This is a genomic window from Tsukamurella conjunctivitidis, from assembly GCF_007858475.1.
Lineage (GTDB): Bacteria > Actinomycetota > Actinomycetes > Mycobacteriales > Mycobacteriaceae > Tsukamurella > Tsukamurella conjunctivitidis.
The window spans coordinates 1-10,874 of sequence record NZ_VIGX01000037.1; the positions used below are offsets into that span (position 1 = coordinate 1).

General features: G+C 67.0%; 9 protein-coding genes, 1 tRNA gene and 1 pseudogene. 4 read left to right on the forward strand and 7 right to left on the reverse strand.

Translation table 11 applies throughout. From position 1 onward, the window contains the following. From FK530_RS24085 to FK530_RS24110, 6 genes and pseudogenes are all read right to left on the reverse strand, one after another. Window positions 1–152 (reverse strand): annotated as a pseudogene (locus FK530_RS24085) (serine/threonine protein kinase); the annotation flags it as partial. Beyond that, the gene (locus FK530_RS24090; RefSeq protein WP_146489396.1) at window positions 152–1,666 is read right to left on the reverse strand and encodes a peptidoglycan D,D-transpeptidase FtsI family protein; all 1,515 of its coding nucleotides are present in this window, start codon (window positions 1,664–1,666) and stop codon (window positions 152–154) included. The pseudogene FK530_RS24085 and the gene FK530_RS24090, both read right to left, overlap by 1 nt. Further along, a complete protein-coding gene (locus FK530_RS24095; RefSeq protein WP_191834331.1) occupies window positions 1,663–3,084 on the reverse strand; it encodes an FtsW/RodA/SpoVE family cell cycle protein in 1,422 nt (473 codons plus the stop codon). Before FK530_RS24095 ends, FK530_RS24090 begins: the two co-directional genes overlap by 4 nt. After that, entirely contained in the window at window positions 3,081–4,532 is a 1,452-nt protein-coding gene (locus tag FK530_RS24100) for a PP2C family serine/threonine-protein phosphatase (RefSeq protein WP_146489397.1), read from the reverse strand. The genes FK530_RS24095 and FK530_RS24100 overlap by 4 nt, the downstream gene beginning before the upstream one ends. Continuing rightward, window positions 4,529–4,993, reverse strand: coding sequence for an FHA domain-containing protein FhaB/FipA (locus tag FK530_RS24105; RefSeq protein ID WP_146489398.1), 465 nt, complete (start codon window positions 4,991–4,993; stop codon window positions 4,529–4,531). Before FK530_RS24105 ends, FK530_RS24100 begins: the two co-directional genes overlap by 4 nt. 96 nt (window positions 4,994–5,089) lie before the next feature. Next, window positions 5,090–6,319: an FHA domain-containing protein gene (locus FK530_RS24110; protein WP_146489399.1), complete on the reverse strand. Its 1,230-nt coding sequence runs from the start codon at window positions 6,317–6,319 to the stop codon at window positions 5,090–5,092. A 211-nt stretch (window positions 6,320–6,530) separates the two neighbouring features. Between FK530_RS24110 and FK530_RS24115 the strand changes: the two genes are divergently transcribed. Then, a tRNA-Leu gene (locus FK530_RS24115) sits at window positions 6,531–6,613 on the forward strand. Between the two features lie 321 nt (window positions 6,614–6,934). Then, on the forward strand, window positions 6,935–8,017 hold the full coding sequence (locus tag FK530_RS24120; protein WP_128646715.1) for a hypothetical protein: 1,083 nt from the start codon (window positions 6,935–6,937) through the stop codon (window positions 8,015–8,017). Window positions 8,018–8,543: 526 nt separating this feature from the next. Here FK530_RS24120 and FK530_RS24125 read toward each other — a convergent pair. Next, a complete protein-coding gene (locus FK530_RS24125) occupies window positions 8,544–9,026 on the reverse strand; it encodes a hypothetical protein (protein ID WP_006368644.1) in 483 nt (160 codons plus the stop codon). 85 nt (window positions 9,027–9,111) lie between these two features. On the opposite strand from FK530_RS24125, the gene FK530_RS24130 reads away from it, so the two are divergent. Both FK530_RS24130 and FK530_RS24135 read left to right on the forward strand, forming a co-directional pair. Further along, complete coding sequence (locus tag FK530_RS24130) at window positions 9,112–9,570, forward strand: hypothetical protein (protein WP_006368645.1); 459 nt, start codon at window positions 9,112–9,114, stop codon at window positions 9,568–9,570. A gap of 118 nt (window positions 9,571–9,688) precedes the next feature. After that, complete coding sequence (locus tag FK530_RS24135; protein ID WP_006368646.1) at window positions 9,689–10,663, forward strand: IS481 family transposase; 975 nt, start codon at window positions 9,689–9,691, stop codon at window positions 10,661–10,663. Window positions 10,664–10,874: the final 211 nt, after the last annotated feature.

Consider the following 10,874-nt stretch of genomic DNA (forward strand, 5'->3'; position numbering starts at 1 on the left):
TCTTCGGAGAATTCGGCTTTGAGGACCTTGACTGCGACGCGGCGGTCCAGTCGTGTGTCCATCGCCTCCCAGACCTGGCCCATGCCGCCGGTGGCGATGAGCCGGAGGAGTTCGTAGCGGTCGGCGATCACCGATCCGGTCTGAAGGCTCATCAGTTCCCCTGCCCGTTCACCGCGGCGCTGATCACCGCTCGTCCGATCGGCGCTGCGAGCGACCCACCGGTCGCCGCCTCGCCTTGATTTCCACCGTTCTCAATGATGACCGCCACCGCTACCTTCGGGTCGTTCACCGGGCCGTACCCGATGTACCAGGCGTGCGGCGCCTCGCCGCCGCGCTGGCCCTGGGAGTGTTCCGCCGTACCGGTCTTCGAGGCGATCTGAACCCGGCCGCCTGAGCCCTTGGTGTGCTGCTCCGAGGCGATCATCAGCTCCCGCATCTGCGCCGCGACCTGCGGCGAGATGGCCTGCCCCAGCCGCTTGGGCGAGGTGGTGCCGAAGTTCGTCAGGTCGGGCGCCTGGAAGGAGTCCACCAGGTACGGCTGCATGCGGACGCCCCCGTTGGCGAGCGTCGCCGCGATCACCGCGTTCTGCAGCGGCGTCAGCGCCACGTCGAGCTGGCCGATCGCCGACTGGCCCGTCTGGGCACCGTCGGACAGCGGACCGGTCACCGACTGCGCGACCCGCAGCGGGATCGGGTCGGGGGTCGAGTTGACGCCGAAGTTGTTCGCCATCGCCTTGATCGCCTCGCCTCCGTCCTGCATCTTCGCCGTGGCCAGATCCACGAACGCGGTGTTGCACGAGTACTGGAACGCCTGCAACAGGCTGACGGTACCGCCCGACGATTCGGGGCACGTCATCCCCGCGTAGTTCTGGAGCGTCGTGCCGCCGCCGCCCGGCAGGGTGATCTGCTTGTCGGCCGTGAGCCGCGTCGACAGGTCGACGCCCTTGCCCTGCGCGAGGGCCGCGGCCGTGGTGATGACCTTGAACGTCGAACCGGGCGGGTACGTCCAGCCGGTCGCCCGGTTGTCCATCGGCTTGTCCGGATCGTCCTTGAGCTGATCCCAGGTCTTGCTGACCGCGCTGGTGTCGTGCGACGACAGCGGGTTCGGGTCGTAGCTGGGGGTCGAGACCATCGCGAGGACCTTGCCGGTCGACGGTTCGATCGCGACCGCCGCGCCGTGGCACGGGCCGTTCGAACCGCACGCCGTCGACAGTCGGTCGTAGGCGATGCGCTGCATCGCCGGGTTGATCGTGGTGACCACGTTGCCGCCGCTCGGGTCGCGGCCCGACAGCAGGTCGACGACGCGTCGCCCGAAGAGCCGGTCGTCGCTGCCGTTGAGCACCGACTCCTCGGCGTGCTCGAGCCCGCTGGAGCTGTAGATCATCGAGTAGTACCCGGTGAGCGGCGCGTACGCCCGCGCCATGTCCTCGGGATAGGTCCGCAGGTACTTGTACCGGTCGTCGGTCTTGATCGACTGGGCCATGACCTGCCCGCCGGCCAGGATCGAGCCGCGTTGCCGCGCGTACTCGTCGAGGAGCACGCGCTCGTTGCGGCTGTCGGCGCGGAGGTCGTCGGCGCGGAAGACCTGCACCCAGGTGGCGTTGGCGAGCAACGCGACCACGAGCAGGACCACGACGAGGGAGATGCGGCGGATCGGTGCGTTCATACGCGCTTCACGATCTCGGTCGGCCGGTCGGGGACCGGCGCGCCGGGCTTGCGGGCGACCTTGGGTTCGCGGGCCGCGTTGGAGATGCGCAGCAGCAGCGCGATGAGGGCGTAGTTCGTGAGCAGCGACGAACCGCCGTAGCTCATGAAGGGCGTGGTGAGACCCGTCAGCGGGATCAGCTTGGTGACGCCGCCGACCACGACGAAGAGCTGGATCGCCATCGTCGCGGCCAGGCCCGCGGCCAGCAGCTTGCCGAAGCTGTCGCGCACCGTCAGGCTCGCGCGGAAGCCGCGGAAGATCAGCACCAGGAAGAGCATCAGTACGGCGGCCAGGCCGATGAGGCCCAGCTCCTCGCCGACCGCCGCCATGATGAAGTCGGTCGATGCGAAGGGCACCATCGTCGGCCGGCCGGAGCCCAGGCCCGTGCCGGCGAGGCCGCCGGTGGCCAGGGAGAACAGGGCCTGCGCGGGCTGGTAGCCGATGGTCTCGTACGCGGCGAAGGGGTCGCGCCACACCTCGACGCGCACGCGCAGGTGCGGGAAGAGCTGGTAGGCGGCGACCGCGCCGATCACCGCGAGGCTCAGGCCCACGATGATCCAGCCGATCCGCTCGGTGGCGATGTAGACCATCGCGAGGACGGTGAAGAAGATGAGCAGCGGCGTGCCGAGGTCGTTGGCGTACCCGAGCACGCCGAGCGCGACGACCCATACCAGTAGCAGCGGCGCGAGGTCGCGGGCGCGCGGCAGGTCGATGCCGAGGACGCGGCGGCCCGCGGAGGTGAACAGGTCGCGCTTGGACACCAGGAAGGCCGCGGTGAAGATGATGAGCAGGATCTTGCTGATCTCGCTCGGCTGGATGTTGAACAGCGGCGTCTTGATCCAGTTCTTCGAGCCGTTGATCTCCGACAGGCTCGACGGCAGCAGCGCCGGCAGTGCCAGGAAGACCACGCCGGCCAGGCCGATCGTGTACGCGTACTTCGACAGCGTCCGGTGATCGCGCAGCAGGGCCAACACCGCGACCAGCACGGCGAGGCCCAGCAGGGTCCACAGGATCTGCTGGTTGGCCTCCTGCGTCTGCGAGACGCGGCCGTTCTCGGCGTGCGCGTTGCCCAGGTCCAGGCGGTGGATCAGCACGAGGCCGAGCCCGTTGAGCATCGCCACCACGGGCAGGATGATCGGATCGGCGTAGGGCGCGAACCGGCGCACCGCGTAGTGCGCGGCGCCGTACAGCACGACGAAGGCGATCACGTACTTCACCAGGTCGAGCGTGAGGCGCTGCTCCTGCGCCCACTCCACCAGCGCGAGCGAGGTCCCCGTCACCACCGTGGCGGCGCCGAGGAGGACCAGCTCGTAGGTCCGGGAACGTCGGTTCGGGTCGAGCGCGATGCCGGAACCGGGAGTGCTGACGCCCGCCGTCACGAGGGGCCTCCGCGGCAGGGCCGCTCCGGGGTCGAGGACTGCGTCACGACCTTGGTGACGGGCGCCGGGGCCGGTGCCGGCGTCTCGCCGGCCGGCGGCGGCGCCACCGTGGTCGACGGTGCCGGGACGTTCGGGTCGTGCGGGGCCTGGGGCGCCGGGGGCTCGATCTCGGTGGTGATCGCGCAGCGCTCCATGAGGTTGTCGCGGGCGGTGAGGTTCCGGGCCTGCTCGCGGGCGTCGTCCAGCGAGCTCGCGTACGGCAGGCCGGCCAGGTTGGCGCGGCCCCGCGGGGTGAGGTCGGCGACGGTGAGCGGCGTGCAGCCCTGCGCCGCGCGGCTGTCGTCGGCGGGGGTCTCCGCGATGCAGACGACCTCCTGCTGCGAGTTCAGGGCGCGGCCGAAGATCGAGACCTTCACGCCGTGCGAGATCGCGATGGTGCCCTTGTCGGTGGCGGCCACGAAGTAGCTGGAATTGACCACCGAGCGGGTGACGATCAGGCCGATGGCGCCGCCGACGACCAGCACGAGCAGCACGCCGAGGGCGATCCACTTGCGGCGGGAGCCGGTCTGCGGCTCGTCGTCGACGTCCGTCGCGACGACGCGGCGGGGCGCCTTCTTCGGCGGGCGGAGCGCGGCGGCGCGCCCCGCGGCGGTGTTGGCCGGCGGGACGTAGTCCTCGTCGTCGTCGTTCGCGGCGCCGCCGACGATGGGACGGCTCTGCCCGAAGCTGGTGTCCTCGACGCGGGCCACCACGACGGTGACGTTGTCGGGGCCGCCGGATTTGAGCGCGAGCTCGATGAGCCGGTCGGCGGCGGCGCTGACGTCCTCGTCGGCCAACTCCAGCGTCTCGCCGATCGTCTCGTCGCTCACCACGTCGGACAGACCGTCGGAGCACAGCAGGTAGACGTCGCCGGCCTTGGCCTCCCGGAGGGTGAGCGTGGGCTCCACCTCGTGCCCGGTGAGCGCCTTCATGATGAGCGAGCGCTGCGGATGGGTGTGCGCCTGTTCGGCGGTGATCCGCCCCTCGTCGACGAGGGTCTGGACGAAGGTGTCGTCCTTGGTGATGCGGATGATCTGATCGTCGCGCCGCAGGTAGCCGCGCGAATCTCCCACGTGGATCAGGCCCAGCTTGGACCCGGCGAACAGGATCGCGGTGAGGGTCGTGCCCATCCCGTCGAGTTCCGGGTCCTCGGCCACCTGCTCGGCGATGGTCTCGTTGCCGGCGACCATCGCCTCCTCGAGCGTGTCCAGCAGGTCGCCGCCGGGCTCGTCGTCGTCGAGAGGGGCGAGGGCGTTGATCATCAGCTGCGAGGCGACCTCGCCGGCGGCGTGGCCGCCCATGCCGTCGGCGAGCGCCAGCAGTCGCGCCCCGGCGTACACGGAGTCCTCGTTGTTGCTGCGGACGAGGCCCCGGTCGGAGCGGGCGGCGTATCGAAGGACGAGGCTCACGGGCGCAACTCGATCACTGTCTTGCCCACGCGCACCGGAGTGCCCAGCGGGACGCGGGTGGGAGTGGTGACCTTGTTGCGGGCCAGGTAGGTGCCGTTGGTGGAGCCGAGGTCCTCGACGTACCAGTCGTCACCGTCGCGGGACAGGCGCGCGTGCCTGGTCGACGCGTAGTCGTCGTTGAGCACGAGCGTCGAATCGTCCGCGCGGCCGATGAGCACGGGCTGCTGGCCGAGGGTGATGCGGGTGTTGGCGAGCGGGCCGTGCGTGACCACGAGGTACTTCGCGACCTTGCTGGTGCGGGAGAACAGGGCACGACGGGGCGCCTTGGCCTCCTTCTGGCGGGGCCGCAGGCCCGAGGCGACCCGCGCGTCGGAGCGCAGCGCGCTGATGACCAGCCAGATGCACAGCCACAGCAACAGGAGGAAGCCCGCACGGGTCAACTGCAACACGAGTCCCTGCACGGTGTCTCCCTCCTGGTCTTATCCGACGCACACTCGTCCGGCGCCCGGCGAGCGGGCGCTGTCTACGGGTCTGCTTTCGCGTGCCCGAAGTGAAATCTACTGGAAGCGGACCACGATGTCGGAGTGGCCGACGCGGATCCGGTCGCCGTCGGCGAGCTCCCAGTTGGAGACGGGCACGTCGTTGACCGACGTGCCGTTGGTGGAACCCAGGTCGTTGAGAACGGCGGCGTAGCCGTCCCAGCGGATCTCCACGTGCCGGCGCGAGACGCCCGTGTCGGGGAGACGGAACTGGGCGTCCTGGCCGCGGCCGATCACGTTGGTGCCCTCGCGCAGCGCGAAGGTGCGGTTGGAGCCGTCCTCCAGGTACAGCGTGACCGCCTGCGGCTGGGCGTAACCGCCCTGCGGCTGCTGGTAGCCCTGGTCGTAGCCGGGCTGCTGATACCCCTGGTCGTACCCCGGCTGCTGGTAGCCCTGGTCGTAGCCGGGCTGCTGCTGGTAGCCCTGGTCGTAGGCCGGCTGCTGGTAGTTCTGCTGGCCGTAGTTCTGGTCGTACGCGGGCTGCTGATACCCCTGGTCGTACCCCGGCTGCTGGTAGCCCTGGTCGTAGCCGGGCTGCTGCTGGTAGCCCTGGTCGTACGCGGGCTGCTGGTAGTTCTGCTGGCCGTAGTTCTGGTCGTACGCGGGCTGCTGCTGGTAGCCGCCCTGGTCGTAGCCCTGCTGCCCGTAGCCCTGGTCGTAGGCCGGCTGCTGGTAGTTCTGCTGGCCGTAGTTCTGGTCGTAGCCGGGCTGCTGCTGACCGTAGTTCTGGTCGTACCCCGGCTGTTGCTGCTGCTGGTAGCCGCCCTGGTCGTACTGGCCGCCGTGCCGTCCCTGGTCGTATCCGGGATTGTTGCTCATCGAATCGGCTCCTGATTCTGCAGGTGGTCGCTGGGGTACAAGGTTCTGAGGGACTGCATCCGGATCCACGGTGCCGCGGGCCCGGAACTGGCCCGTGTGCAGGCCTGGTGACTGCTCGAAGTGCACGACCACGTCACCATAAGTCTGCCAGCCGTTGTCATGGATGTATTCGTCGAGGTGCTTCGAGAAGGCACGGATCGCGAGCTCGCGATCCGCCTCGAAGGTCTCCTGATCGGTGGGGGAGACGGCGATGACGTACTTGTTCGGTACCAAGTACGCCCCGTCTCCCAGGGTCTGCAGCTGATCCTCAGCCTCGCGTTGGAGAGCGGCCTCCACTTCCTGGGGGACCACCTTGCCGCCGAAGACGCGAGCGAAGCCGTCGCCCACGGCGCCCTCGAGCTTGCGCTCGAACCGTTGCAGGATTCCCATGATCGACTTCCCCCTTCCTCAGCGTGTCGTGATGCATGTTCTGACCAATGATGATAGCCGCGATCGAGACACGGCGAAGTCAGCGTAACCCCATTGGTCCCAACTGTCCCTTTGGTAGCACGAACGGCGGCGGCCCGGCAAGGCAGGAGTCGCAGGTCGCGGTCCGATTTCGCGGCGTGCGTCGTCTCGTGTTAATCTTCTCCGGTCGCTCGGGCGAGTGGCGGAATGGCAGACGCGCTGGCTTCAGGTGCCAGTGTCCTTCGGGACGTGGGGGTTCAAGTCCCCCTTCGCCCACAGAGAGCAGTTCTATGAACTGCTGGACCCGAGGTCGCGAACTCAAATGAGTCCGTGACCTCGGGTTTTTTGGTCACCAGAGCCGTTCGATTGGCGAATGCCGATGACGGCGGCCGTGCTCCCCCGGATCTCGTTGAGGCGATAGAAGCACGGGTGTCGCGCGCGCCTGGCGCCGCGACGTAGTCCGGTTTCGGCGGCATAGCTGAGGTGCGTAGTTGGTGGCGCATCACACGTCGCTGCTGGTATAGGTGAAGTCGATCGACGAGGTTGATCCCGTACATCCCGAGGCGAGACGGCCAAGTCAACGATCTGGGGGTCACCGTGGGGATCGCGCAAGCACTCGAGTTCGACGATTGTGCCGAACTTCCGGAGTTCGGACCACCGTTCATGGCACACATCTCCGCCGGCGCCCTTGACGTCGTTGCACCTTTGACGGCGACGGACAACGTTGGTGCCGTGGTCGCCAGCCGAAGTGCGGCCACTGCTCGCCGCGCGCTGAAGCGCCTTCGCAAGGAGAATCAACGCGCTGCAATCCTCCTCGATGCAGCCCAATACACCGGGAACTCACGGCGAGTCGGCGCGACCGGGATGTCCGAGCAGTGGGTGAACGATCAATTCGCAGCAGGCCTGACGTGGGCGATGACGGACTCCGGCTACATTCCGAAGGGCGACGGCGAGTCGCTCAAGTCCGTCCTCGGATGGGGGACGCACTCCGATCGACTGTTGGTGTGTCTGCCGTTGGCCACGGACTGGCTTACTGCCAACCTCGACACGCTGATCGAGGTGATCACCGCCACTGGACGCCCAGTTGCCCTCGTTCTCGAATCCGAATCGGACCCACTGCGTCACAAGGAGACCGTCGCCGGACTTATCGAAGTACTCAGGTGCGACGTTCCGACCTTGCTGCTGCGCTCGGACACATCCGTACTGGGAGCGCTCGCGCATGGTGCGGCAGCGGTTTCGGTTGGTGTTCGATCAGGATTGAGGCATCTGTATCCGGCGACCGATGGTGACGACGAAGTTTTCACACCTCCGCCGTCGGTGTACGTACCCAGGCTGCAGTCGTACTACATGCTCGACAAGGTCGAAGGTGGCATCACCACCAATCCGCAATCGCCTGTCTGGAGGTGCTCATGCAGCGTGTGCCATGGGCGCTCTCTGGCGTGGCTCTTCGACCAGAGCGACGTCGCCAGCGCGGCCATGGAACACTCGCTGGCAGCACAAGCACAGATCGCCAGGCAGCTGCTTGAGCACCCCGCGCCGGCCAGGCCAGGAGAATGGCGAGACCGATGCGAGCAGGCCATCAAGAACCACTCACAATTGCTGACTGCTCGGTCGCAGCCATGGAAGCCCCACAAGGCCGTCAAGGCCTGGCTCGCCGCAACGCCACGCGTCAGCGTCTAGATGCCCACACCAACGTCGAGTGCCCACGCAAAGAGCTGTTCCTCCTTGTGCCTAGTCGACGTCATCCGGCACGCAGTCGCCGCCGGACCCGGACGGCCTTCTACGAGCACCGCCGAGTCCCGCTCGCGAACGACCCACGTATCAGCGACATCGAACTCAGCCAGGGTGATCGACCGTGGTGACTCAGCTTGAGTAACCCACATTCCGGCACCGAACCCAGACACCCTGCCTAACGCCTCGAGGGCGTACTGAGGCTGGGCCGCCGTTGAGACGAAACCAACGATTGTCAGCGGACTGCGAGGCGGGCAATCACCCAACTCGTGGATCCAGGATTCCCAGACCGCCAACGTCGACCGATCATGCTCGGGCGGTTGATTGTTCGATATCCGCTCCGCCCACACAGCCTGATCTATCGCGACAACCGGAAAGAGAGACACGCCCAGCACGCTCGTGCGTGGAAGCACAACTCCTGACCAGCCGGAAGCTTCGACCGCTCGGGTCACCGATCCCATCGTGTCCGCCGACGCTACCCGGCCGCGCACGCCACCCCCTCAGAAGAGAACGACACACCAGCATCCAGGTCAGGTGAGCCTTCGGCAGCCCCGCGGCCGAGATCCTGCAATTTGAGGGTTGCCAAGGCATCGACCCCGGGAATGGACCAGTCCCCAGGATCGACGGCGACGTACATCGCCTCGACCCACGTTGCGCCGAGTGCTCGGGCGATCGAGGCCTGCGCCGCGATACCCATCGGACCAGCACAGTGTCCGGCAACGAGCAGGACACGCTGACCGTCCAATCGCTCCGACTCGTCTACGACAAGCACGTTCCCGTCGGCGATGGACGCGGCTGCAACTAGGCGTTCAGATGTGCGGTCAACTGCTGACACCGCGAGCCCGGCCTTGACGGCGTGAGCTGCGATGAACTCACCAGCGCGGCGAAGATCCTCGCCGCGCAAACGCGCGTTCTGTGTTTGCGCTTCGAGAACATCCGAAAGCAAGGAGACCGTCATATAAGCAAGTTTACTCTCCTAATCCCATGAATGTAACTCAGATCGGGGCCTTGATAAGCAAAATTGCGTAACGCATGCTTGCTTGATGGAGGAGGAGGCCGTCTCGCTTGCGCTCGCCGCCGAGAGGCTCGGCGTGACGCGGCAGCGGGCGCAACAACTGCTCCGTGATGGCGTATTGACCGGCCCGGCGCAACCACAGGGGCAGCGAGCTGTACGCAACGCTCCGCGGGTGTTCGTTCACTCACTGGAGGCCGAGGTCGAACGCCGAGCACAGCGACCACGAAAGCGGCAGTCCAGGTCCTCGACGCGCCCTCCTGTCGATGCGCATCTGATTGACGACATCAACCGACTCGCACTTGCCTACGCGAGCGCCCGCGACGACCACACTGCGATGCGTGAGATCGTCAAGCGACTGACGAGCCAACTCGCCGACGCGTACGCGGCCCTGGCTGCTCAGCAAGAGCTGCTAGATCACTCCGCGTATCGGGAAGAGCAAATCGCCAGCATCATCACCAACCACTTCGGGCCGGAGCCCGGGATCTAGTCGTCGGACTAGGTGTACTGGCCAGGGAGGTTGTGAACGGCGTGGCGTTCGGTAGGTAGGTGAGGACCTCGGGTATCGGTGTGGCTACCACACACACGCCGATCACCACGAGGTCCTCATGTCTCACGGTAATGCTTTCCTGACCGATCGGGGCCGGCTGGCCCTGGCCCGCTGTGTCGTCGACGACGGGTGGCCGCTGCACCGGGCCGCCGAACGGTTCAACTGTTCGCCGGTGACCGCGAAGCGGTGGGCCGATCGCTACCGCGTGCAGGGCGCGGCGGGGATGGCCGACAGGTCCAGTCGTCCGCACCGTTGTCCGGGGCAGACGAGCCGGCGGCGTGAACGCCGGATCATCGCCCTGCGATTTCAGCGGCGGTGGGGCCCGGCGCGGATCGCTTACCACCTGCGTCTGCCGCGTTCGACCGTCGCGGCGGTGCTGCGCCGCTACCGGATGCCGCTGCTTCGGCACCTCGATCAAGCCACCGGACTACTCGTTCGGGCGCCCCGGCCGATTCGCTACGAGCACAGCGCCCCAGGTGATCTCGTTCACCTTGATATCAAGAAGCTCGGGAGGATCCCGGACGGCGGAGGGCACCGTAAGCTCGGTCGGATCGTCGGCAATCGACACAACAAGAAGCAGGGCCGCGGCTACAGTTACCTGCACCACGCGGTCGACGATCACACCCGACTGGCCTACTCAGAAATCCTCACCGACGAACGGCAGGAGACTGCGACCGCGTTCTGGCGGCGCGCGGAGCTGTTCTTCGCCGAGCACGGCATCATCGTCCGCAGGGTGCTCACCGACAACGGATCCTGCTACCGCTCGAAGGCCTTCAACACCGCCCTCGGCACTGCGACGCATAAGTGGACCCGACCATATCGACCGCAGACCAACGGGAAGGTCGAGCGGTTCAATCGCACTCTCGCCGCCGAGTGGGCATACGCCCAGCTCTACCGAAGCGACGAAGCCCGCGCCGACACCTACCCGGCCTGGCTGCATCACTACAATCACCACCGACCACATTCCGGCATCGGCGGCCAGACCCCGATCGAACGGCTACGCGTTCACAACGTCCCCGGCCTCAACAACTAGGCGCCCGCGACCAATCCGCAGAGTGCAGCCGCTGTAGCCTCGGAATACTTGCCTCCATGGACCTGTGAGGCGTCGGCGTCGATCGGGACTGGTGCACGGTTAGGTGACATCTGATCTGGCTTGCCCCGGGAGGGCGGCCTGGAAGGATGACTACTGTGCCTAAGCCTTATCCGAAAGAGTTCCGTGATGATGTGGTCCGGGTTGCCCGGGA

Bases quoted from the DNA above. Each gene is read 5' to 3' on its own strand.
- FK530_RS24090 (WP_146489396.1), bottom strand. From the start codon at position 1,666: ATGAACGCACCGATCCGCCGCATCTCCCTCGTCGTGGTCCTGCTCGTG.
- FK530_RS24110 (WP_146489399.1), bottom strand. From the start codon at position 6,319: ATGGGAATCCTGCAACGGTTCGAGCGCAAGCTCGAGGGCGCCGTGGGC.
- FK530_RS24125 (WP_006368644.1), bottom strand. From the start codon at position 9,026: ATGACGGTCTCCTTGCTTTCGGATGTTCTCGAAGCGCAAACACAGAAC.
- FK530_RS24130 (WP_006368645.1), top strand. From the start codon at position 9,112: ATGGAGGAGGAGGCCGTCTCGCTTGCGCTCGCCGCCGAGAGGCTCGGC.
- FK530_RS24135 (WP_006368646.1), top strand. From the start codon at position 9,689: ATGTCTCACGGTAATGCTTTCCTGACCGATCGGGGCCGGCTGGCCCTG.